A 23925-nucleotide genomic window follows, 5' to 3' on the forward strand; every position below is an offset into this window, starting at 1 on the left:
ATGTGGCAATGCATCAACCACAACAGGCGATGCGGATGATCGTGGCGGCCTTGATCGCAGCGGCACTGGCCGCATGTTCGTCGGGTGACCGGCTGGGCGATACCCAGGTGCGGCCGACCGACCGCCCCGAGTGCCTGGTCGGCAGCCAGCGCCAGGACCTGGCGGCCGGCACGCCGGCATTGATCGGGGGCAGCGGCTGCCGCACCGACCCCGACAATCCGCGCCCCCTGAACAAGCGAACGGAGTAGTCCCCACCGATGTCCGAGCTTTCCCCGTTGGCGCCCAGCGTCCGTCTGGACATCTGGTTGTGGGCGGCCCGCTTCTTCAAGACCCGCAGCCTGGCCAAACAGGCGATCGAGACCGGCAAGGTATCCGTGGCCGGGCAGCGTCCGAAATCCTCGCGCGCAGTACGCGTGGGAGAGCAGCTGCTGGTCGATCGCGGTGAAGAACACTTCGAGATCCAGGTGCTGGGCCTGAGCGACCAGCGCGGTCCGGCGCCGGTGGCGCAGCAGTTGTATGCCGAGAGCGAAGCCTCCAAGGCCCGCCGCGCCGAACAGCGTGCGCTGCGCATTGCCGCGCGTGATGGCTACCAGGCACCGGAGCACAAGCCGGACAAGCGCGCACGCCGGTTGATCCGTGCACTGGGTGATATCGACGCCCTGTGACGGCGCCGCCCGGGCGCTGGTAGTCGCCCACCTTGGTGGGCGTTGCGCCATGTGCCGACCAGGGTCGGCATCCACCGGGTAAAGACCCCGCAGCAGTGCCTGGTAGTCGCCCACCTTGGTGGGCGCCGTGCCATGTGCCGACCAGGGTCGGCATCTACCGGGTAAAGGCCCCGCAGCAGTGTCTGGTAGTCGCCCACCTCGGTGGGCGCTGTTCCATGTGCCGACCAAGGTCGGCATCTACCGGGTAAAGACCCCGCAGCAGTGTCTGGTAGTCGCTCACCTCGGTGGGCGCCGTGCCATGTGCCGATCAAGGTCGGCATCCACCGGGTAAAGACCCCACAGCGGGGTCGGGTAGTCGCCCACCTTGGTGGGCGCCGTGCCATGTGCCAACCAAGGTTGGCACCTGGCATATCCGGTCAACCGTGCAGGTCGTAGCGATCCAGTTCCATCACCCGGGTCCAGGCGGCGATGAAATCCTGCACGAACTTCTTCTCGCCATCGGCGCTGGCGTAGACCTCGGCCAGGGCGCGCAGCACGGCGTTGGAGCCGAACACCAGGTCGGCACGGGTGCCGGTCCAGCGCGCAGCGCCATCGCTGCGGCCGCGGCCTTCATAGCTTTCGCGACCGGTCGCCTTCCAGGTGGTGCCCATGTCCAGCAGGTTGACGAAGAAGTCGTTGCTCAGCGTGCCGGGACGGCTGGTGAACACGCCGTGCCTGCCACCGTCGGCATTGGCGCCGAGCACGCGCAGGCCACCGACCAGGGCGGTCATTTCCGGTGCGGTGAGGGTCAGCAGCTGTGCCTTGTCGATCAGCAGCGCCTCACCCGGCACGCTGTAAGCGCCCTTGAGGTAGTTGCGGAAACCATCGGCAGCCGGTTCCAGCACCGCGAACGATTCGACGTCGGTCTGTTCCTGGCTGGCATCGGTGCGGCCCGGAGTGAACGGCACGCTAAGGTCATGGCCGCCGGCCTTCGCTGCCTGCTCGATGCCGACGCCACCGGCCAGCACGATCAGGTCGGCCAGCGACACCTGCTTGCTGCCCGCGCCGTTGAACTCGGCCTGGACCTTTTCCAGCGCGGCCAGCACCTTGCCCAGCTGCTGCGGCTGGTTCACCGCCCAGTCCTTCTGCGGTGCCAGGCGCACGCGCGCACCATTGGCGCCGCCACGCTTGTCCGAACCGCGGAAGGTCGAGGCCGAGGCCCACGCCGTGGACACCAGCTCGGCCACGCTCAGACCGGTCGCTGCGATCTTCTGCTTCAGCGCGGCGATGTCCTTGGCGTCGATCAACGGGTGCCTGGCTTCCGGCACTGGGTCCTGCCAGATGAATTCCTCGGCCGGAATCTCCGGGCCGAGATAGCGCGCACGTGGGCCCATGTCGCGATGGGTCAGCTTGAACCAAGCGCGGGCGAAGGCATCGGCGAACTCCTGCGGATCAGCAAGGAATTTCCGCGAGATCTTTTCGTAGGCCGGGTCCATGCGCAGCGACAGGTCGGTGGTCAGCATGGTCGGGCGGTGCTTTTTCGACGGATCGTGCGCATCGGGAATCACTGCGTCCGCATTCTTGGCGACCCACTGGTGCGCGCCGGCCGGGCTCTTGCTCAGCTCCCATTCGTGGCCGAACAGGATCTCGAAGAAGTCGTGGCTCCACTGCGCGGGGGTGCGGGTCCAGGTGACTTCCAGGCCGCTGGTGATGGTGTCGCCGCCCTTGCCACTGCCGAAGCTGTTGGCCCAGCCCAGGCCCTGGCTTTCCAGGCCCGCTGCTTCCGGTTCCTTGCCGACGTTGTCGGCCGGGCCGGCACCATGGGTCTTGCCGAAACTGTGGCCACCGGCGATCAGGGCGACGGTTTCCTCATCGTCCATCGCCATGCGGCCGAAGGTGTCGCGGATGTCATGCGCGGCCAGCACCGGATCGGGATTGCCATCCGGGCCTTCCGGGTTCACATAGATCAGGCCCATCTGTACCGCGGCCAGCGGGTTTTCCAGTTTGCGCGAGTGCACATCGCCATCAGCGTCGTCATCGGACACCAGCACGCCGTGGTCCTCTTGCACGCCCTCCGAGCCGTGCTTGTAGCGCACGTCGCCACCGAGCCAGGTGGTCTCGCGGCCCCAGTACACGTCCTGGTCCGGCTCCCAGGTATCGGGACGGCCGCCGGCAAAGCCGAGCGTCTTGAAGCCCATCGACTCCAGTGCGACGTTGCCGGTCAGGATCAGCAGGTCGGCCCAGGAAATGGCCTGGCCATATTTCTGCTTGATCGGCCACAGCAGGCGTCGCGCCTTGTCCAGGCTGACGTTGTCGGGCCAGCTGTTGAGCGGAGCGAAGCGCTGCTGGCCGCGGCCACCACCACCACGGCCGTCATCGATGCGGTAGGTGCCGGCGCTGTGCCAGGCCATGCGGATGAACAGGCCGCCGTAGTGGCCGAAGTCGGCTGGCCACCAGTCCTGCGAGTCGGTCATCAACGCCTTCAGGTCGGCCTTCAGGGCGCTGTAGTCCAGCCCGTTGAAGGCCTTGGCGTAGTCGAAGCCCGTATCAAGGGGATTGGAGCGCGTGGAGTGCTGGTTGAGCAGATCCACGCGCAGCTGGTTCGGCCACCAGTCGCGGTTGGTCGTCGCATCACCGACGACGGCATGGTTGAACGGGCACTTCGCTTCGCTTTTCATGGGTCTCTACCTGTGGGCTGGCGAATGAGGGAATCAGATCGCTTACCCACCATAGGCATCGCCTAATGATGGGTAAATTCGATTGATTCAACCGATGCGATAGTGGCCGCCTATGGCAGGCGGCGCTTGCATCGTTGTGCGCGATCAGCGCTTGAGCAGGCCCGCGCCGAGCTTGAACAGATCGCTGGCGCCGAACTGGCCATCGCCGTCCTGATCGAGCGCACCGCCGAGCAGGCTGCCGATGCCACCGCCGGATTGCTGTGCTTCCTGCCCCAGGGCCTGGCTGAGCTGGCCGGCGTTGCCGCTCTGGGCAAACCGCTGGGCCAGGAACGACATGACGATGGGGGCCAGGATCGCCAGCAGCTGGCTGGACCTGCCGCTGTCCAGGCCGGTCTTCTGGCCCAGCACTTCGGCCGCCTGCGAGGTCTGCCCACCGAACACGTGGCCGAGGATGCCGGCACCGTTGGTGGCGTTGCCGCCGCCACCGCCCATCACCGCGCCGAGGATGCTGCCGATGTCGAAACCGCCGCCAGCACCGCCACCGCCGCCCGAACCGAGGTGGTCGCGCTGCAGGGCATTGAGGAGGGACTGCGCACCCTGCGGCTCGCTGGCGTTCTGGCCCATCGCGCCGAGCAGCAGCGGCAGCGCGCTGCCGACGGCCTGGGTAGCCTGGCTGCTGTCCAGGCCGAGCTGCTGCGAGACCTGCTGCAGGCCTTGGCCCTGCTGCAGCTGCTGGAAGAGGGATGCAGCAAGGGATTCGGTGTTCATGGCGGTCTCCGGTCTGTGAAGGACGAACCGCCCGAGCATAACGCCGTGTACACGACGGCAATGCGAAGGCTTCATGGCGGGCGTCCGCCGGGCAGGGCCGGCGGAACCTGCGGCCTGCCTTACAGCAGCGCCTTCAACCGGTACAGCGCTTCCAGTGCCTGCTTCGGGGTCAGCTCGTCCGGGTCGATCGCGGCCAGCGCCTCCTGCGCCTTGTTCGGCGGAGCGGCAAACAGCCCGAACTGCTGCGGGGCATCCAGCGCCTGCGGGGCGAGTTCGGCGGCATGGCTTTCGCCGCCGCGCTGTTCCAGTTCGGCCAGGCGTCGGCGCGCCTGTGCCACGGTGGCACGCGGCAGGCCGGCCAGGGCAGCCACCTGCAGGCCGAAGCTGCGGTTGGCCGGACCGTCCTTCACTGCATGCATGAACACCAGTGCTTCGCCGTGCTCGACGGCATCCAGATGCACGTTGGCGATGCCGCTGCGGCCGCCTTCGTGCTGTTCGTCGGCCAACGCGGTCAGTTCGAAGTAATGGGTCGCAAACAGCGTGTAACAGCGGTTTTCGTAGGCGAGGTGGCGCGCTACCGCGTCGGCCAGGGCCAGGCCGTCGTAGGTGGACGTGCCGCGGCCGATCTCGTCCATCAGCACCAGCGAATGCGCGGTGGCGTGATGCAGGATGTAGCTGGTTTCGGCCATCTCGACCATGAAGGTCGACTGCCCGCGGGCAAGGTCATCGCCTGCGCCGATGCGGGTCAGGATGCGGTCGATCGGGCCGATCAGCGCACGGCTGGCCGGCACGAAGCTGCCGATGTGGGCCAGCAGCACGATCAGCGCGTTCTGCCGCATGTAGGTCGATTTACCGCCCATGTTCGGGCCGGTGATGACCAGCATGCGACGGTCCGGGTGCAGATCCAGGTCGTTGGGCTCGAACGGCTGGTCACGCACCGCTTCCACCACCGGATGGCGGCCGCGCTCGATCTTCAGGCACGGCTCGGCCTGCAGCTCCGGGCGCGCCCAGTCCAGCGCCTGCGCACGTTCGGCGAAGGCGGCCAGCACGTCCAGTTCGCTGAGTGCGGCAGCACACTGCTTGAGCGGCTCCAGCTGGGTGCCCAGCGTGTCCAGCAGCTGCTCGTACAGGTACTTTTCGCGCGACAGCGAACGGTCGCGGGCGGACAGCACCTTGTCTTCGAACGCCTTCAGTTCTTCGGTGATGTAGCGCTCGGCGTTGGTCAGTGTCTGCCGGCGGGTGTAGTGCACCGGCGCACGGTCGGACTGGCCCTTGCTGATTTCGATGTAGTAGCCGTGCACACGGTTGTAGCCGACCTTCAGGGTGGCGATGCCGCTGCTCTCGCGCTCGCGCTGCTCCAGGTCGACCAGGAACTGGTCGGCGTGGGTCGACAGGCGGCGCAGCTCATCCAGCTCGGCGTCGAAGCCATCGGCCAGCACGCCACCATCGCTGAGCTTGAGCGGCGGCATGTCGGCGATCGCGCTGGCCAGCAGGTGGGCGCATTCGTCGTGTTCGCCGAGCGCGGCGTGCAGGGTCTGCAAGCGCGGTGAATCCAGCGGTGCCAGCACCTCGCGTACGGCCGGCAGCAGGCCGAGGCCATCGCGCAGGGTGGAGAAGTCGCGCGGCCGTGCCGAGCGCAGGGCAACGCGGGTGAGAATGCGTTCAAGGTCGCCGAGGCGGCGGAACTGTTCGCGGATATCTGCGTCCGCGCCACGGTCGATCAGTGTTTCCACCGCGTGGTGGCGCTGCACCAGCACCTCGCGCAGGCGCAGCGGCCGATGCAGCCAGCGGCGCAGCAGGCGGCCGCCCATCGGCGTCACCGTGCTGTCGAGCACGCCGAGCAGGGTATTGCGGGTATCGCCGTCGACGCGGGTGTCCAGCTCCAGATGGCGCCGCGTTGCCGCGTTCATCGCGATCGCTTCGCCGGCGGTTTCCATCGAGATGGACGTAAGGTGCGGCAGGCGCTGCTTCTGGGTTTCCTCGACATAGCCGAGCAGGGCGCCGGCAGCGGCCGTTGCGCGCGGCTTGTCGTCGATGCCGAAGCCGCTCAGGTCATGCAGCTTGAAGAAGTTCAGCAGCTGGCGGCGGCCACTGTCGGCGTCGAACAGCCATGGCGCGCGGCGACGCACGCCGCTGCGCTGGCGCAGGAACTCCGGCCAGTTCTCCTCATCCGGCACCAGCAGTTCGGCCGGCTCCAGGCGCGCGAGTTCGGCTTCCAGCGCGTCATCGGTGTCCACTTCGTTGACCAGGAAACGGCCGCCGGCCAGGTCGGCCCAGGCCAGGCCATAGCCGCTCTTGTTGCGCGACAGGGCCATCAGCAGGGTGTCGCGACGCTCGTCCAGCAGCGCTTCGTCGGTGACCGTGCCGGGGGTGACGATGCGCACCACCTTGCGTTCGACCAGTCCCTTGGCCAGTGCCGGGTCGCCGATCTGTTCGCAGATCGCCACCGATTCGCCCAGCGCGACCAGTCGTGCCAGGTAGCCCTCGTAGGCGTGCACCGGCACGCCGGCCATCGGAATCGGTGCACCACCGGAGCTGCCACGCTGGGTCAGGGTGATGTCGAGCAGGCGCGCGGCCTTGCGCGCGTCGTCGTAGAACAGCTCGTAGAAGTCGCCCATGCGGAAGAACAGCAGCAGGTCCGGGTAGTCGGACTTGGCTGCGAAGAACTGCTTCATGAGGGGCGTGTGCTCTGCACTGGCCTTGGATGCAGACGGTTTCGCTTTTGAATCAGTGGTTTGCAATTGAGCTTCCTACGTTTGTAGCGATCGATCCAGGTCACTGACGGCGAGTAACGGGGTTCTTCGTTGCGCCACGGTTGCGGCGGTCACTCAAAGAGCATCAAATCGATGTTGCGACGGATACACGGCGGATCGACCATGGATACGGTTGTTGCGGCGCAGGCAGATGCCCCGCGCCGGCGAGGCACCAAGTTTAAGCTGACCTGCCGCCAAATCTGCGAACTGAGCGTGGCCAAGGGCCCGCTCGACGGCAAGCAGGGGAGGGGGGCATCGCCCCTCGACCACCCGCAGACCCCGGAAAGCCTTACCGCGTCTTGGACGGCAAATGGGTCGCTTGAGTGCGGTGAAGCTAAACGGCGCGGTTGCTGCGGAATACCGCTACAACGATCTTGGTCAGCAGATTCCTCGGAAGGCCGAAGGTGCTTCAGCCCTGAATCTCTACGACGAGCGCGGGCAATGGATGGGGGAATACGACCAGACGGGTGTTGCGCGTCAGCAGGTAATCTGGTTGGACAACCTTCCCGTCGGATTGCTGAGCGAGAGTGCCCTTTACTATGTCCAGCCGGATCATCTGGGTACCCCTCGCGTTGTCGTTGACCCAGCCCGTGACGTGGCGGTTTGGAGTTGGGATATGAAGGGGGAGGCGTTCGGTGCAACGGCCCCAAATGAGGATCCTGACCAGGACGGCAGTCCGTTTGAGTTTGCGATGCGCTTCCCTGGGCAGCTCTATGAAGGTGTTTCTGGTCTCAACCAGAACTACTATCGTGACTACGATCCGTCTGCTGGACGCTATGTGCAGAGCGATCCCATCGGAATTGCGGGTGGCATTGGAACCTACGGATACGCCGAGAATTCGCCCATCCAGCTTAGTGACAGATTTGGTCTAGCTAGCTGCTATTACTCGATCCGGGATGAGCGAATGGAGTGCTTCCCGTCGACAGAAGGAAAGCAATACCTTTCGATCAGGGTTGCCTCTGGAAACAATGGGGGCGGGATGCAGTGCAAGAACAACCCGGCTTGTACAAGCCTCCAAGGACGTGGCCCTATTCCGACAGGTAAATGGAACTGGACAAGTACCTGGACCAGCAAGCCCAATGACCGAGCTTTGGAGCCTGCTCCAGAAACCAATACCTTTGGCCGATCCCTGATAAGGTCGCGCAGCTGTGCAAACGCCTTTGGTCCGTCGCTGGGCCCGCACTTCTGTTCCGAGGGGTGCGTGACAGGTGCTGCCGCGGACCTGAAAAAGCTCAATGAGCTAATCGACGATGAGCCAGGGAGTACTCTGCAGGTGATGGATCAGTTTACGCGTCTTCCCCCAAGATTCTGGTGAGCCGATGAAAACCACTGTGCTGATTTCGTGCTTCGTCCTTTGTGTTCTATATGGCTCCTCGGTGTCCGCCCGGCCGCTGGCAGAAAGACTCGCGGCAGACATGGAGATGGCCGAACACTCTATTCTTGCCTCGCTGGTAGTGCACAAGAGTTCCGAGAGCAAGTCACTGTGCTCTCAGACGCCATATGCCTGTGTAGGAGCTGACGGTGCTGAGCTTGGTCTTGCCTTGATAGGGGGCAGTAGGAGTCCGGCTGCCCCTCGGACCTTGGTTGAACTGTCCCGCTTCCGTATGGACGGAGCGCTCTCCGAAGACTACAAGTGCTACGTCGCCGCGCAGGGCAATTCAATGGTTCAGGCTGCGTCGAGGCTGGATGCCAAGAAGCTGGCAGGTCAATGCCTCTCCGAACTTGCTGCTTTCAAGCGTCGGGCGGGCGGGGCGAAATTCGACGTGGCGCCTGAGAACATCTGTAGCTCAGTCGCGGACATCCAGAGTTCCCTGCGTGACGTGGTCAGGCTCGCCAAGGCCGGTAGTGACTGCGATGGCGTCTGAATCGGCCGTTTGACATGTACTACCACAACCGGTCGCGCTGTAACGGTTGGCGTGTTCCGCAGGCGGGATGCCGCAGGGGGGCCGCCACTTCAGGCGCACACCAGTTCAACGTTCGGGTGGCTGGCGAAGATCTCCATCACGATGTCGAAGTAGGTCTGCCCCTCGCCACGTTGCAGGGCGTCCAGCTGGCGGCCGATGGTTTCGGCATTGAACGTACCCGGCTGCCGCAGCTTGTCTTCCAGCCACGCGCGCGTGGCCTCCAATCCCAGTGCCTCGCGGCTGCGGTCGATGTCGCGCCAGACCAGCGTGGCGGTTTCGTGCCCGGCCAGCGCGCCATAACCGCCGTACAGCAGATCGTCCAGCCCATCGAGACTGGGCCCGAGCTGCCAGGCTTCGCCGGCCATGAATACCCGGTTGATCTCCGCATAGAGGCTGGGGATATCAACAATGGCGGTGCCATTGATCTGCAGGAATACGGTCATGCGCCGACTGTAGCGTGGGCCGGCGAAAGGCGTTGTGCTGAACGCCGTTGCTTTGCGACGTGGCGCGTGCGTGCGCATACTCTGGATCTCTGCCTGCGGTGTTCTGTCCCGTAGTCCTGGGCATTTGAAAATTTCCCTATAGAAATCCTTCGGGCGGTCGATAGCCTATGCGCCACTTCGCGTCGGGCGCGGTGGCATGCCGTTGCATACCCCCGGCGAACCTCGATTCAAGCCATTGGGTTGGCCCTTCTCCTTTCCGGGAGCAGGACCGCTGACGCGTGGCATCAACACGTGGAATTGATTGTGCAAGCAAGGAAGATGTCTGTGCGCGGTGCGCGCCGCAGTGGTGGAGGGTTGGTGCTTCTGGGCATGGCCTTCAGTGTTGCTGCCCAGCAGGTGGGTGACCCGGGCGCGCAGGAGCTGCTGCGCCAGCAGGAACGAGAACGCGTGCTGCGCGAGCAGCAGGAAAGCCGGCCCGATGTACGCCTGGAGAGCGGCCAGGGTGAACAGGGGGAGCGCCTGCCGACGCAGGAGCAGCCCTGCGTGCGTATTGATCGCATCGTGCTGGACGGCGAGGGTGCCAAGGGCTTCCAGTGGGCATTGGCTGCAGCCGATCCGCGCGAAGATCCCGCCAGCGGCCGCTGCCTGGGCACTGAAGGCATCAACGTGGTGATGAAGCGCGTACAGAACGCGATCATCGCGCGCGGCTATGTCACCACCCGCGTGCTGTCGGCCCCGCAGGATCTGAATACCGGCACGCTGACACTGTCGGTGGTGCCCGGGCGATTCCGCGAGGCGGTGTTCACCGAGGCGGACGGGCGGCATCCGGCCATCGCCAATGCGCTGCCGATCCGCAGTGGCGGCCTGTTGAACCTGCGCGACATCGAGCAGGGGCTGGAGAACCTGCAGCGCGTGCCCACCGTCACTGCTGACATCAAGATCGCACCTGCAGACGGCGAAGGCGCCGCGCCCGGGCAGAGCGACCTGAACATCGACTGGAAACAGCGTTCGCCGGTGCGTGCCAGCCTGACCCTGGACGATGCAGGCAGCCAGGGCACCGGCAAGCTGCAGGCCAACGCCACGCTGTCGTTGGACAACCCGCTGGGCCTGAACGAGCTGTTCTACGTCAGCGCGGGGCGCGGCGTGTTCAATGGCAAAGGCAAGGACACCAACAGCTGGACCGCGCACTACGACGTGCCCTACGGCTACTGGCTGTTCGGCGCCACGGCCAGTGCCTACGACTACAGCCAGACCGTGGTGGGCGCGTACGAAAGCTATGACTACAGCGGCCGCAGCGGCAACGCCGAGGCACGCGTGGATCGCCTGCTGCTGCGCAATGCCAAGACCAAGCTGGGCATCTACGGCCGCGGCTGGCAGCGCACGTCGAAGAACTACATCGACGATACCGAGATCGAGGTGCAGCGTCGCCGTACCTCGGGCTGGGAGCTCGGCCTGACCCACAAGCAGTTCATCGGTGCGGCCACGCTTGATGCCACGCTGGCATACCGGCGCGGCACCGGTGCCTTCCATGCACTGCGCTCCCCGGAAGAGATGGCCCGGGCGTGGGATCCAAGCCTGCCGTTGGAAGGCACCTCGCGGATGAAGCTGATCACGGCTGACGCGCAGTTCAGCGTGCCGTTCCAGCTGGGCAAGCAGCGCCTGCGCTACACCGCTGCCTGGCGCGCGCAGTGGAACCGCACACCATTGTCGCCCCAGGATCGCTTTGCGATCGGCGGCCGCTACACGGTGCGTGGCTTCGATGGCGAAAGCTCGCTCAGCGGCGAGCGTGGCTGGTCGCTGCGCAACGATCTGTCGCTGGGTATCGGCGGCGGCCAGGAGTTCTACGTCGCCGCCGACTACGGCCGCATCGGCGGACCATCGGCGCAATGGCAATCCGGCCGGGATCTGGCCGGCATGGCATTGGGCCTGCGCGGCGGCTGGCAGCAGCTTTCCTGGGACGGCTTCGTGGGCTCGGCCCTGCACAAGCCCTCCAACTTCCCGACTGACTACACCACCTTCGGCTTCAGCCTGGCGTGGCGCTACTGATCTGGCACAAGGATTCGTGAAATGAACAGCATCTATCGCCTGGTTTTCAACCGCGCGCTGCGCGTGTGGCAGGTCGCTTCGGAACTGGTGAAAGGCGGTGGCGGCCTGGTCGGCCAGGTCGCCGGCCGGCAGACGGCAGCCGTGTCGCCGCTCGGCTTCGCGCTGATGTGCGCGTTGGGATGGGTCAGCCTGGCGCCCGTGGCTGCAGCGCAATCGGTCGGCCACATCGTGTCCGATCCCAAGGCGCCCGGCCGTGAGCGGCCCACCGTGGTCAGCGCGCCGAACGGTGTGCCGATGGTCAACATCACCACGCCATCGGCCGGTGGTGTTTCGCGCAACCGTTACTCGCAGTTCGATGTCGGCCGCGAGGGCGTGATCCTCAACAACGCGCGTGGCCAGGTGCAGACGCAGCTGGGTGGCTGGGTGCAGGGCAATCCGTGGCTGGCCACCGGCAGCGCCCGGGTCATCCTCAACGAGGTCAACGGCCCGGCCAGCCGGCTCAATGGCTACGTGGAAGTGGCCGGACAGCGCGCCGAGGTGATCATCGCCAATCCTGCCGGCATCCAGGTCAACGGTGGCGGTTTCCTCAATGCCAGCCGCGTCACGCTCACCACCGGCACGCCGGTGTTCAGCGGCAGCGGTTCGCTGGAAGGTTATCGGGTCAGTGGTGGGGCAATCGAGGTCAACGGCGATGGCCTTGATGCCAGCCGCGCCGACTACACCGACCTGATCACCCGATCGCTGAAGGTCAACGCCGGCATCTGGGCCAACCAGCTGCAGGCGACCCTCGGCAGCAACGTAGTCAGTGCCGACCACAGCCAGGTCAACGCTGCGGCGGCCAGCGGTGAAGCGCCGACCTTTGCGCTGGATGTGGGCGCGCTGGGTGGCATGTTCGCCAACAAGATCTGGCTGGTCGGCAATGAACACGGCGTGGGCGTGCGCAATGCCGGCAGCATCGGTGCCCAGGCCGGCGAACTCGTGGTCACGGTGGATGGCCGGCTGGAGAACACCGGCGCGCTGCAGTCACTGCAGAACGTGCGCGTGCAGGCGAGCGGCGATCTGGCCAATGCCGGCACCATCGCTGCCACGCATGAAGCTGCGATCACCTCCGGTGGCACGCTGGACAACAGCGGCGGCAAGCTCAATGCACAGCGCCTGCAGCTGCAGGCACAGGCTCTGCGCAACCGTGGCGGTGCCATCGAGCAGACCGGCGTGCAGGCGTTGAGCCTCACCGCAGGCAGCGTGAGCAATCGCAGCGAAGGCCTGATCGGTGCGCTGGATGCGGTGGCGTCGGGCGGCTCCGGCGGTACCCCCAGTGGCACCTCGCCGGGAAGCGGCGGAACGCCAGGTACCGGTGCGCCCGGAACCGGCACGCCCGGTACGGGTACTCCGGGTACGCCGGGTACCGGCACTGGCGGCGGTACGCCGGTGACGCCGGCTGTTCCGTTGGCCGCCGGTGTGCTGGACATCGCCGGCACGCTCGACAACGACGGCGGCAGCATCAGCAACGGCGGTCGTGTATCGCTGGTTGCGGGCAATGGTCTGGACAACAGCGGAGGCCGCCTTGGTGTTGCCTCGCTGCGCGCCACGGGCGATCTGAACAACGATGGCGGCACACTGCAGGTGCACGGTGACGCTGCGCTGCAGCTGGGCACGCTGTCCAACCAGAAGGGCGCGCTGAGTGTGGCCGGTGCGCTGCAGCTGCAGACACTGTCGCTGGACAACCGGGCAGGCGAGCTGCGCCATGCCGGCAGTGCCGAGTCGGCATGGACAGTGCAAGACGCGTTCAACAACGAGGGCGGCCTGCTGGCGACCAATGCCGAGCGCTTGACGCTGGGGGCAGGTCGGGTCTTCAACGCCGGTGGCCGCATCGAGCATGCCGGTAACGGCGGCCTGTTGCTGACCACGGGCGACTGGAGCGGTGCCGGCGGTCGCCTGAGCACGCTCGGTCGCCTGGACTGGACGGTGGGCAATGCGGACGTGCGCAATGGCACGCTCACTGCAGCGCAGTTCCAGATCGTCGCCGGCACGCTGGACAACCGCGGCGGCAGCCTGCTGTCGCTGGGCAACCAGGGCAGCATGCTGCGCGCCGGTACGCTGGACAACAGTGCTGGTGGCACCGTGGCCGGCAATGGCGAGCTGACCGTCTCGGCGGGGACGCTGGACAACAGCAAGGGCCTGCTGCAGCAGGCCGGCAACGGCGCGTTGCGTGTACATGCCGATACGCTGCGTGGCAGCGAAGGCCGCCTGCTCAGCAACGGCGACCTGTCGCTGACCGGTGGCCAGCTGGATGTGAGTGGCGGCACCACCTCGGCGCAGAGCGTGCAGATCCAGGCCGACGGCCTGCGCAACGCCGGTGGCCAGATCGTGTCGCTCGGGAATTCCGAGTTGGCGCTGGATGTACGTGGCACCTTCGACAACCAAGGCGGGCAGGTGCTTGGCAACGCGGGCCTGCGCATCGATGCGGGCCGCATCGACAACCAGAAGGGCACGCTGCAGTCGGCCGGTAGCCAGGGCGCGACACTGACCGTGCGCGACGAACTGGACAACAGCGCCGGTACGATCTCTGGCAACGGCCAGTTGCAGCTGCACGTCGGCAGCCTGCTCAATCAGGGCGGCAAGGTGCTTGCGGCGGGTAACGGCCTGTTGCAGGTGCAGGCCCGCGAACTGCTGGACAACAGCAACGGCGGCCGCCTGGCCGGCACGGGCGACGTGCTGCTGCAGGCGGCGCGGCTGGACAACCGCAGCGGTGCAATCGAGCACGCCGGCAGCGGCACGCTGCAGATCCGTGCCGATGCGCTGCAGGGCGCGGGGGGCCGGATTCTCAGCCAGTCGGCGCTGACGCTTGGGGGGGGCGAGCTGGTGCTGGGTGCCGGCAGCACCACCCAGGCCGAGCGCATCGCGATCAATGCCGAACGCCTGGACAACGCCGGCGGCAACCTCAGCGCCACCGGCAGCGATGCACTGCAGTTGCGCGTGGCACAGACCGTGGACAACAGCGGCGGCACGATCGCAGGCAACGGCGCCCTGGATGTGCAGGCCGGTGAACTGCTCAACCGCAAGGGCACGCTCAGTGCTGCCGGTGCAGCCGACAGCACGTTGCAGGTCGACGGTACGCTGGACAACCATGAAGGCACCATCGCCAGCAATGCCAACCGGCTGACCCTCACTGCCGCACAGCTGGACAATACCGCCGGTGCCATCCGCCAGGCCGGCAACCAGGGCCTGGATATCACCACGGCCCGCCTGGATGGCAGCAAGGGCACGCTGGTCTCTGCGGCTACGCTGACCCTGCGCGCGGATGAGGTAGACCATCGCGACGCAACGCTGGGGGCTGACCGCTTCGACCTCGAGGCCGGAACGCTGGACAACACCGGCGGCCGCATCATCGCAAGTGGCGAGGGTGCCAGCCGCATCCATGCCACCACGCTGGGCAATGCCGGCGGTACGCTGGCCAGCAATGGTGACCTGACGCTGCAGGCGCAGACGCTGGACAACAGCGCAGGCAAGATCCAGCACGCCGGCAGCGGCCAGTTGCAGGTGCTCGCACAGACCCTGCTGGGTGCGGGTGGCAGCGTGCTCAGCAATGGCACGTTGGTGCTGGAGGGCAAAACGCTTGACCTGTCGAAGGCGACCACCTCGGCGCGCCGCATCGATATCGACGCCGATAGCCTGACCACCGCCGGCGGTGCGCTCACTGCCACCGGCGAAGAAGCACTGCGCCTGCGGGTGCAGGGGCTGCTGGACAATCGCGGCGGGTCGCTGGCCAGCAATGGCGTGCTCGACGTTTCCGCGCGGCAGCTGATCAATGCGCAGGGCACCCTGCAGGGCGCCGGCAGCGGCCGTTCCACCCTGGCCGTCGGCCAGGCACTGGACAACCAGAGCGGGCGCATCCTGCTGGGTGGCGCGGGCACGATCAATGCCGCCAGCCTCGACAACCTCGGCGGTACTGTCCATGCCGGCGGCAGCGAACTGGTGCTGGGCATCGACGGTCGCCTCGACAACGGCAGCCAGGGGCTGCTGTCCAGCGCCGGTGCGATGACCCTGGGCGCCGCCAGCCTCGACAACCGGCACGGCACGGTGGTGGCAGGCAAGGACCTGCTGCTGACCACGGTTGCAGGCGTGGACAACAGCGATGGCGCGATGCAGGCCGGCGAGCTGCTGCAGCTGCAGGCCAATGGCCTCGACAACCAACGCGGCACGCTGCTGGGGGGGCAGCTGACCGTCGATACCCGCGGCCAGCGGCTAGACAACAGCGCAGGTACGCTGGGTACGCAGAAGGGTGCGCTGACCGTGCACAGTGGCGCGCTGCTCAACCAGGGCGGCCGGGTGCAGTCGGCCGCCGATCTGCGCATCGATACCGCAGGGCAGACCATCGACAACCGGGACACCGCCAGCAGTGGTGGCCTGTTGGCGGCGGGCACACTGCAGCTGGACGCTGGTGCGCTGGACAACCGAGGTGGCACGCTGAACGCACAGGGCGATGCGCGGCTGGTGCTGGCCAGTGCCGACAACAGCGCTGGCGGTACGCTTGCCAGCGCGTCGGGCCTGTCGCTGCAGGCGACGACGCTGGCCAACGGCGCCGGGCGCGTGCAGGCCGGGCGCAATCTCGACCTGACCCTGAGCGGGCACCTGGACAACACTGCCGGCGCGATCGCCGCCGGCCAGTTGCTGACCCTCACCGCAGCCAGCGTGGACAACCGCAACACCCGCGGCGGCGATGGCACCCGCGGCCTGCAGGCAGGCCAGCTGCAGTTCGGAACGCAGTGGCTGGACAACAGCCAGGGACAGATCGTCACCGATGGCGGCGCGCGGTTGCAGGTCAACGGCCAGCTGCAGAACAACGGGGGTGTCATCACCACCGGCGGCAACCTCGACAGCAGTGCCGACAGCGTCGCCAACAGTGGCGGCCTGCTGCGGGCCGATGGCAGCCAGACCCTGGTGGCGCGCGCGCTCAGCGAGGACGGCCAGGTACACGCCCAGCGCGACTTGAGCCTGACCCTGCAGCAGGGCCTGAGCAACCGCGGCGAATGGGTGGCCAACGGCACGCTGGCCCTGCATCTGTCCGGCGACCTGGACAACCAGGGCCTACTGCGTGGCGGCAACCTCGATCTCAACGCGCAGAACATCACCAACGCGGCCAACGGCGAGATCTCCAGCGAAGGCATCACCCATCTCAATGCACGCGGCCAGCTGACCAATCGCGGCCTGATCGACGGCAAGGTGACCCACCTCGAAGCCGACGTGCTGGACAACCTTGGCACCGGCCGCATCTATGGCGACCACGTGGCGATCTCGGCCGGCGTGCTGAAGAACCATGCCGAGGATGCCAACGGTGCCACCCGCGTCGGCACCGTGGCCGCGCGCGAGCGCCTGGACCTGGGCGTGCGCGAACTGCAGAACACCGGCAAGGGCCTGATCTACAGCGGCGGCGACGCGGCCATCGGTGGATCGCTGGGGGCTGATCGCATTGCTGCGGGCACGGCCGGCAGGATCGACAACATCGGTTCGATCATTGATGTGAGCGGCAACCTGGCGATCGATGCGGGCGCGATCAACAACATCCGTGAGAACGTGTCGGTCGTTTCGACAAAGACGATCGACACCACCGCGAGCATGACGGTTGCGTCGTGGCAGAAGAACAGCAAGAACACGGCGGGAACGGTCAGCGACACCAGCAACTACAAAGCATGGGAGTTCTACTACATCGCGCCGGAAGACGTGCTGCAGGATGAACCCTTCATTGCCGCCGACGGCACCCGGCTGGGCAAGGCGGTGATCCGCCTGACTGCGAACACCTCGCGCTTCTTCTTCGGCTCCGGCGGCTTGGGCTATGACGTGCGTGGCGAGCGCTGGCGCATGGATCCGGTGAACGGGACGGTCACGATCTACTACGTAAGCAAGGGTACTGCCGCCAATCCGGACCAGGTGGCAGGTGGCGATCCCTTCGATGTGCTCAAGTCCAAGGAGAAGTTCACCTACCAGACCGACCGTCTGACGTTCTCCAACGCGTACGGAACCTGCAGTACCACGTGCATCCAGTTCATCACCCCCGCCGGCTTCAACAACCCAGACGCGACCATCTTCGGGCGGCGCCAGCACACCCAGGAAACCAGCCTCAACGAGCAGAACCGCCTGGCGCACCATGTCGCCTACGAGGACCAGCTGCAGTCCGGCGTCGGCGCCGATGCGGTCATTCGATCGGGTGGCAACATGCGCCTTTCGGTAGATGAGCTGAACAACCTCTACGCGCAGATCGCTGCCGGCGGCAATATGCAGATCGTTGGCCACGGCGCGGACAGCCGTGTGCGCAATGAGGGCGTGGAGCTGTTTCGAACGCATACGTTCAACAACACATCGATTGCCTACAACGGCACCCGCACGCAGTGGGAAGCAGCACCCATCTCCGAAAAGATTGGTCAACTGGGCGGGCAGATCACTGCCAACGGTACGCTCAGCATCGACGTCGGCGATCTGAGCAACCTCAACCAAGGGCGCAACGCACCCAACGTGCAGGATGGCGCGGCAATGGCCAACCTCAACGTGCAGGGGCCGAAGACGCTGCCGGACGGCCCTGGCCATAACGGTGCGCAGGGACCGGGCCACAGCGGAGGGACGGGGGCGGAACGCGCGCTGGCACGGGCGGCAGATGCCGCCGGCACGCAGCAGGGCGGCACGGTCGGGGGCATCGCCGGCAATGGCACTGCATCCGGGGCGCGCGTGGTCGCGGCGGCCGGCGGCTCGCCGGACCGCATTGCGATGGGCGCGCCGGACACCCGTGCACCCACGGCCAGCCTGTTCAACGTCAACCGCAACGGCGGCAACTATCTGGTTGAAACCGATCCGCGTTTCACCGACCACAAGACGTGGCTGAGCTCGGACCACCTGCTTGGGCAGATGGGCTACTCGCCCGATACCGTGCAGAAGCGGCTGGGTGACGGCTACTACGAACAGAAGCTGGTGCGCGAGCAGATCGGCGAGTTGACCGGACGCCGCTTCCTGGACGGTTACGCCAGCGACGAGGCGCAGTACCGCGCGCTGCTGGAAGCCGGCGCTACCGTGGCCAGCGAATGGGGCCTGCGCCCCGGCGTGGCGCTGACCGAGGCGCAGATGGCGCAGCTGACCAGTGACATCGTCTGGCTCGTCGAGCAGACCGTGACGCTGGCCGACGGCAGCACCACCACCGCACTGGTGCCGCAGGTCTACCTGCGCCTGCGCCCGGGCGATCTGGATGGACAGGGGACGCTACTTGCCGGCGCCAACGTCGATATCAAGTTGGCCAATGGCCTGGTCAACACCGGTGACATCGCTGGCCGCAAGCTGGTGACCATCGATGCCGGCAACATCGAACACCTGGGCGGCAGCATTTCCGGACAGTACGTCGGGTTGGCGTCGGACAAGGACATCCGCATTGCCGGCGCGACCGTGACGGCGACCGATGCGCTGTCGGTGCAGGCGGCGGGCAATGTCACGGTGGCCTCGACAGTGGAGACCCTCGGCGCAGGTGGAACGCATGCGTTCGAGATTACCCAGCTTGATCGTGTCGCCGGACTGTATGTGACCAACCCAAGCGGCGATGGCGTGTTGTCGGTGGTGGCCGGCGGTGACATCAGCCTGCAGGCCGCGCAGATCCGCAATGCCGGTGCTGATGGTCTTACCCAGTTGGCGGCAGGCGGCAGCCTTGATCTGGGCGCGTTGACGCTTGGCCAGCGCAACGACTCCACCTACGACGAGCGCAATCATGTGCGCAGCAGCCAGACTACGCACGCAGCCACCAGTGTGCAGGGCGGCGGCGATGTGGTGCTCGCTGCCGGCAAGGACATCAACCTTGCTGCAGCGCAGATCAAGGCCGGTGGTGGCCTGGCATTGCAGGCCGGCGGTGACATCAACAGCCAGGCGCTGGTGGACAGTGTCAGCAGCGACTCCAGCGCGGCGGGCAAACGCAGCTCGCGACAGGTCAGTCAGAGTGATGAAACGGTGCGGGGCAGCACGCTGCAGGCAGGGGACAATCTGCTGCTGAGCGCTGGCCGCGACGTGAACCTGACCGCCGCACTGGTCGAGAGCAGCGATGGCGCAGTCAGCGTAGTCGCTGGCCGCGACGTGAATCTGCTCTCGGCCAACGAGACGCACGACTACAGCCTGGACAGCTACGAGAAGAAAAAGAAGACGCTCTCCAGCACCACCACCACGCGCAGCGTCGACAACAGCGACAGCTATGCCATCGGCACGGCGATCCAGGGCGAGAGCATCAACATCACTGCCGGTCGCGATCTGACCGCAGTCGGTGCGGTGGTCGATGCCACTGGCAACGTGATTCTGGGAGCGGGCAACAATGTACTGATCACCGCCGCAGAGGACCATCACAGCAGTGAGTCCAGCGAGAGCAAAAAGAAATCCGGTATTACCGGAGGCTTTGGCAACGGCGTGGCGTCGGTGGGCTACAGCAGCGCGAAGAACAGCAGCACCAGCGCCGAGCAGTCCACCACCCAGGTCGGCTCGGCCATCGCCTCACGCGAAGGTAATGTGCTGATCAATGCCGGCAACCAGCTGACCATTGCCGCTTCGGACGTCGCCGCTGGCGAGAACCTGACGCTGGTGGGCAAGGACATCGCGCTGCTGGCGCGGCAGGACATCACGGACAGCCAATCCAGCCAGGCGAGCAAGTCCAGCGGCTTCTCGGTGGGCGTGACCTACGACCCGACCAAGGCCTACCGCAGCGCCCGCGACTCGACCACCGACGGCATGGGCGACAGTGGCTCGGCGATGGGGCGGATCACCCGCACCGCTGAAGGTGCGGCCTCCGGCCTGCGTGCAGCCACCACGTCGACCGTGGTGACCGCCGGCAGCCAGCGGTCCAACAGCGAGCAGAGCCATTCGACCAGTGACGCGCGTGTCAGCCAGCTGGCTGCCGGTGGCGATCTTACGCTGATTGCCAACGGAGGCTCGATCCTCAGCCAGGGCACGCAGATGTCGGCCGAGGGCAATGCCGTGCTGCTGGCCACCAAGGACATCGTGTTCGACGTTGCCCACAACACCGAGCGCAGCGACAGCAGCAGCCGGGGCAAGGGCTGGGGCCTGGCCAACAACACCAGTGGCCTGCCGTTTGGCACCAACAACTCGCAGAGCGACGGCAGCGGCAGCAGCGACACCATCACCGGCACTCAGTTGTCGGTGGGAGGTGGCGTTCGCATGGCCACCACCGAAGGCAACATCAGCCTGACCGCGGCCAACATCGCCGCCGAGAAGGACGTGAACATCCGTGCGGCCGGTGATCTGCTGGTGCGCAGCGGGCAGGACACGGTCAGCAATGCCAATACGTCGGACAGCAAGGCGATCGGCTCGGTGCAGATTTCCGATACCGAAAAGTTCTCCGGCTGGCACCGCGAGCAGCACCAGGACGACAGCGCGCAGGTGTCACAGGTGGCCAGCAGCATCGGCAGCCTGGGCGGCAACGTGAACCTGACGGCTGGCGGCAAGTACACGCAGACGGCCAGCAACGTGGTGGCCGCCAAGGACGTGAACATCACTGCCGCCGAGATCGAGCTGCTGACCGCCGATGAAAGCGGTCATTACTCGCAGAGCGACAAGGACCTGAAGATCGGCGTGTTCGCACGGGTGAAGTCGCCGCTGATCGACCTGATCAACAACGTGGACGCGGCCCGTCAGTCCGATGACCGCCTGCAGAAGATGCAGGGCATGGCCGCCGGCGCCAACGCGTATCAAGCGGCCAGTGCGATCTCGGCGCTGTCCGGCCGTGCCGGCAGCGGCGACCTGTTCAGTGCTGAAGCCGGCATCGGCTTCAAGACGGCCAACAGCAGCGCCGATGGCAGCAGCACGGTCTCGCGCGGCTCGACCATCCAGGGCGGCGGCAACGTCAACCTGACCAGCACCACGGGCGACATCCACGTGGTGCAGGGCAACCTGAGCGCGGGCAACACGCTCAGCCTGGATTCGGCCGGCGACATCCTGCTGGAAGCGGGCAAGGCACACGTGGCAGACCGCAGCAAGAGCAGCAATGCCGGCGCCGAAGTGGGCGTTGGCGTTGTCGTGGGCGCGCAGACAGGCGTGTATGTGTATGCCGAAGCCAGCGTGGGCAGCAGCAAGGCGAACTCGGACAGCAATACCTGGCAGAACACCACGCTGACCGGCCAGAACATCTCGCTGAAGGCCGAGGGTGATACCACCTTGCGTGGCGCGACTGCCACGGCCGATCGCATCGACGTCAAGACCGGCGGCACGCTGACGATCGAATCGCTGCACGACATTGCCGAGAGCATGTCCAAGAACAGCCAAGTGGGTGGGCGCGTGCAGGTGGCCTTCGGTAATGCGTGGAATGCCGATGGCTATGCCAGCGCAGGCAAGGCCGAGGGCAGCTACCAGGGCGTGGGCCAGCAGAGTGGCTTGTTTGCCGGCAACGGTGGCTATCACGTGGATGCTGGACACGTGAACCTGATTGGCGGCGCGATTTCCAGTACCAACGCGGCCAACAGTGAACTGACCGCACAGACGCTGACCTTCAGCGACCTGCAGAACCAGATGGACTACTCGGCCAGCTCCGGCAGCATCAGCGGTGGTGCGGGCGGGCAGATGAAGGGTTGGGACCCGAAGGCGGGCACTACCGCCCCCCGCGGTGGCCCAGGCATGTCGATGACGGAGAACGGCAGCGACAGCAGTTCAACGCTTGCGACGCTGACCGAAGGCAACATCACCATCGGTGGCAAGCAGACCACGGCGGCGGAGCTGGGTATCAATACCGATGCCAGTGCAGCGCATCGTGCGCTGGAGGCGATGCCGGATGCCACCAAGCTGCTGGCGGACCAGCAGGCGATGGCGGCTGCGGCGGGGACGGTGCTTTCCACAAGCCAGCAGATCGCCAACGACATTGGCAGTGCTGGAGCGAACAAGATCACCGACAAGTATCGGGAAGGGCTGAGCGTCGAAGAAAGACGGGTATTTGATGACCTTCCTTGGGACGAGCAGTTCAATCGTCTGGTGGCGTTCGATCCCGCCTATCCCGAAGCGCTGGTGACCCAGCAGAAGTGGGCCCCCGATGGCGTCTATGGCCGCGCGCTGGGTGCGGTCACCACCGCATTGGTCGGTGGCGTGGCCGGGCAGGGCTTGGGCCAGCTGGGCTCCAATGCGTTAGCGCCGTATGCGGCGGAACTGATCGGCAAGACGTTCGATCCGAACAAGCAGAGCGCGGTCCCCAGTGAGGCCATGCAGATGCTGTCGCACGCACTGCTGGGAGCATTGTTGGCGGAGGCCAATGGTGGCTCGGCGGGGAGTGGGGCGCTGGCGGCGGGTGGGGGTGAGCTGGCAGCGAAGTTCCTTGGCGACTACTACGCCAAACAGAATGGCGGGCAGTTGACTCCCGAGCAGGCGGAGCAAGTAAGGGTGCTCGGACAAGCGGTCGGCGCAATGGCGGGAGGACTTTCCGGTGCAGGAATTTCTGGCGCGACATTGGGCATGGGTATCGCGAAAAACTCCGTTGAGAACAACTACCTGAATCACGACGAGCGGATGGAGTACCTTCAGGCGACTGTTATCTGTTCTGATGCAGGTAAAGACTGCGATATCAAGGAGAACTTCGAGCGGCTCTCCGCTGAGCGCGATTACAAGCTGATGATGGCATGCCAAGTGCCAGGGTCTATCGCGTGCAGTGAGCAGCGATCACTGGCGAAGATTGCATTGGAATCGCATAACTCTCCTATATATAAGGGGGAGTATGACGCCTGGATGGCGGAAAACGCCGATAAGCTCATCGCTGCGAGCAAGAATGCCGGTTCTGGGGTCAACCTTGACACGTTGGCAATTCACTCTTCCACCGAAGATCTGCAAAGGAAGGTGTACTGTTCGCTGGTTGGTGAGTGCGGTTCGAACACTGTCGATCTATTGCGTGGTGCAGGCTACGGTGCGGAAGCCGACTGGCTGTTGTCGACGAATCGAGCGGTCGCTGGTGCTGCGTTCGTAAACGGGCTCTGGACCGGGGGGAAGGACCTTGTAGCTGGTGCGGCAAGCATGAACCAGATCAGTGTTCTGCTGGGCTTTTTCTCGGATTACAAGGAGATGGACAAGCTTGGCTTGCAAGCCTTCTCCGAAAAACGCAACAACGCGATCAGTCAGGGCATCAATGAGTACATGGAGAAGACGGCAGGCCTTGCGTACTACCTGACTGGTGGTAGGAACTCGTGGAATTTTGAAGACGTAGATCAAGCGGCTGACATTGGTGGAAAGTTCACGTTTGACATCGGAACTTCCTTGGTCGGGCCGGGGGCATTCCTCGCCAAGAGGACCATGACGGCTGCTTCGGAGGTAAGACTTATCGCCGATGCGGAACAGCAGCTCATAAAGTACATCGCAGGTATTGGGAGGAACCCGCCAGCAACCGCGATCGGTGCCGTTGATCCTACAACTGGTAGAATTGTGACTATGTCGAGTGGCCCTGTTCCTGCCGTGATCGCACCGGAACTGAAGGCGTACGCCGATTCGCTCGGAGGCCTTGGTGTCAAGACGGCATGTGGGAATACTATTGGTCGTTGCGCAGAATTCAGAGCTGCAAACGAACTGATGCTGGCAAATCCACGCCTGAAGCTTGAGGATATCAAATTCACTGCTGCTGTTCGGCCAAGAAGTGGTCTTCCTGTTCCTAGATGTGATAATTGCAAGAATATATTTGGAGGTGAGTAATA

General features: G+C 65.5%; 10 protein-coding genes. 6 read left to right on the forward strand and 4 right to left on the reverse strand.

What is annotated here, in order from left to right:
* Positions 1-8 precede the first annotated feature (8 nt).
* Both BW38_RS12110 and BW38_RS12105 read left to right on the forward strand, forming a co-directional pair.
* On the forward strand, positions 9-248 hold the full coding sequence (locus BW38_RS12110; protein WP_025873813.1) for a hypothetical protein: 240 nt from the start codon (positions 9-11) through the stop codon (positions 246-248).
* 9 nt (positions 249-257) lie between these two features.
* Positions 258-665 carry an RNA-binding S4 domain-containing protein gene (locus tag BW38_RS12105; RefSeq protein WP_025873812.1) on the forward strand — a complete coding sequence of 136 codons (408 nt, stop codon included), beginning with the start codon at positions 258-260 and terminating at the stop codon, positions 663-665.
* A 416-nt stretch (positions 666-1081) separates the two neighbouring features.
* Here BW38_RS12105 and katG read toward each other — a convergent pair whose 3' ends face one another.
* The 3 genes from katG to mutS form a co-directional block, all read right to left on the reverse strand.
* Positions 1082-3322, reverse strand: a complete 2241-nt coding sequence (gene katG / locus BW38_RS12100) for a catalase/peroxidase HPI (protein WP_032976006.1) — start codon at positions 3320-3322, stop codon at positions 1082-1084.
* Between the two features lie 144 nt (positions 3323-3466).
* Positions 3467-4090 carry a DUF937 domain-containing protein gene (locus BW38_RS12095; RefSeq protein WP_025873810.1) on the reverse strand — a complete coding sequence of 208 codons (624 nt, stop codon included), beginning with the start codon at positions 4088-4090 and terminating at the stop codon, positions 3467-3469.
* A 119-nt stretch (positions 4091-4209) separates the two neighbouring features.
* Complete coding sequence (gene mutS, locus BW38_RS12090) at positions 4210-6765, reverse strand: DNA mismatch repair protein MutS (protein ID WP_051584971.1); 2556 nt, start codon at positions 6763-6765, stop codon at positions 4210-4212.
* A 388-nt stretch (positions 6766-7153) separates the two neighbouring features.
* Between mutS and BW38_RS21435 the strand changes: the two genes are divergently transcribed.
* Together BW38_RS21435 and BW38_RS21750 are read left to right on the forward strand one after the other, a co-directional pair.
* A complete protein-coding gene (locus tag BW38_RS21435) occupies positions 7154-8158 on the forward strand; it encodes an RHS repeat-associated core domain-containing protein (protein ID WP_081794551.1) in 1005 nt (334 codons plus the stop codon).
* Between the two features lie 4 nt (positions 8159-8162).
* Positions 8163-8708, forward strand: a complete 546-nt coding sequence (locus tag BW38_RS21750) for an Imm57 family immunity protein (RefSeq protein WP_152543298.1) — start codon at positions 8163-8165, stop codon at positions 8706-8708.
* Between the two features lie 89 nt (positions 8709-8797).
* On the opposite strand, the gene BW38_RS12085 is transcribed toward BW38_RS21750, so the two are convergent.
* Positions 8798-9190, reverse strand: a complete 393-nt coding sequence (locus BW38_RS12085; RefSeq protein ID WP_032976009.1) for a barstar family protein — start codon at positions 9188-9190, stop codon at positions 8798-8800.
* Between the two features lie 369 nt (positions 9191-9559).
* Between BW38_RS12085 and BW38_RS12080 the strand changes: the two genes are divergently transcribed.
* Together BW38_RS12080 and BW38_RS0120620 are read left to right on the forward strand one after the other, a co-directional pair.
* Positions 9560-11236 carry a ShlB/FhaC/HecB family hemolysin secretion/activation protein gene (locus tag BW38_RS12080; protein WP_235189927.1) on the forward strand — a complete coding sequence of 559 codons (1677 nt, stop codon included), beginning with the start codon at positions 9560-9562 and terminating at the stop codon, positions 11234-11236.
* A gap of 21 nt (positions 11237-11257) precedes the next feature.
* On the forward strand, positions 11258-23923 hold the full coding sequence (locus tag BW38_RS0120620) for a hemagglutinin repeat-containing protein (RefSeq protein ID WP_235189925.1): 12666 nt from the start codon (positions 11258-11260) through the stop codon (positions 23921-23923).
* Positions 23924-23925 lie beyond the last annotated feature (2 nt).

Source organism: Stenotrophomonas sp. RIT309 (genome assembly GCF_000632045.1).
In the GTDB taxonomy this organism is placed as follows: domain Bacteria; phylum Pseudomonadota; class Gammaproteobacteria; order Xanthomonadales; family Xanthomonadaceae; genus Stenotrophomonas; species Stenotrophomonas indicatrix.

What these genes read in the sequence shown, in the direction of transcription:
- BW38_RS0120620 (WP_235189925.1), top strand. Translation starts at nt 11,258, where the DNA reads ATGAACAGCATCTATCGCCTGGTTTTCAACCGCGCGCTGCGCGTGTGG.
- BW38_RS12095 (WP_025873810.1), bottom strand. Translation starts at nt 4,090, where the DNA reads ATGAACACCGAATCCCTTGCTGCATCCCTCTTCCAGCAGCTGCAGCAG.
- mutS (WP_051584971.1), bottom strand. Translation starts at nt 6,765, where the DNA reads ATGAAGCAGTTCTTCGCAGCCAAGTCCGACTACCCGGACCTGCTGCTG.
- katG (WP_032976006.1), bottom strand. Translation starts at nt 3,322, where the DNA reads ATGAAAAGCGAAGCGAAGTGCCCGTTCAACCATGCCGTCGTCGGTGAT.
- BW38_RS12080 (WP_235189927.1), top strand. Translation starts at nt 9,560, where the DNA reads ATGGCCTTCAGTGTTGCTGCCCAGCAGGTGGGTGACCCGGGCGCGCAG.
- BW38_RS21435 (WP_081794551.1), top strand. Translation starts at nt 7,154, where the DNA reads ATGGGTCGCTTGAGTGCGGTGAAGCTAAACGGCGCGGTTGCTGCGGAA.
- BW38_RS12085 (WP_032976009.1), bottom strand. Translation starts at nt 9,190, where the DNA reads ATGACCGTATTCCTGCAGATCAATGGCACCGCCATTGTTGATATCCCC.
- BW38_RS21750 (WP_152543298.1), top strand. Translation starts at nt 8,163, where the DNA reads ATGAAAACCACTGTGCTGATTTCGTGCTTCGTCCTTTGTGTTCTATAT.
- BW38_RS12105 (WP_025873812.1), top strand. Translation starts at nt 258, where the DNA reads ATGTCCGAGCTTTCCCCGTTGGCGCCCAGCGTCCGTCTGGACATCTGG.
- BW38_RS12110 (WP_025873813.1), top strand. Translation starts at nt 9, where the DNA reads ATGCATCAACCACAACAGGCGATGCGGATGATCGTGGCGGCCTTGATC.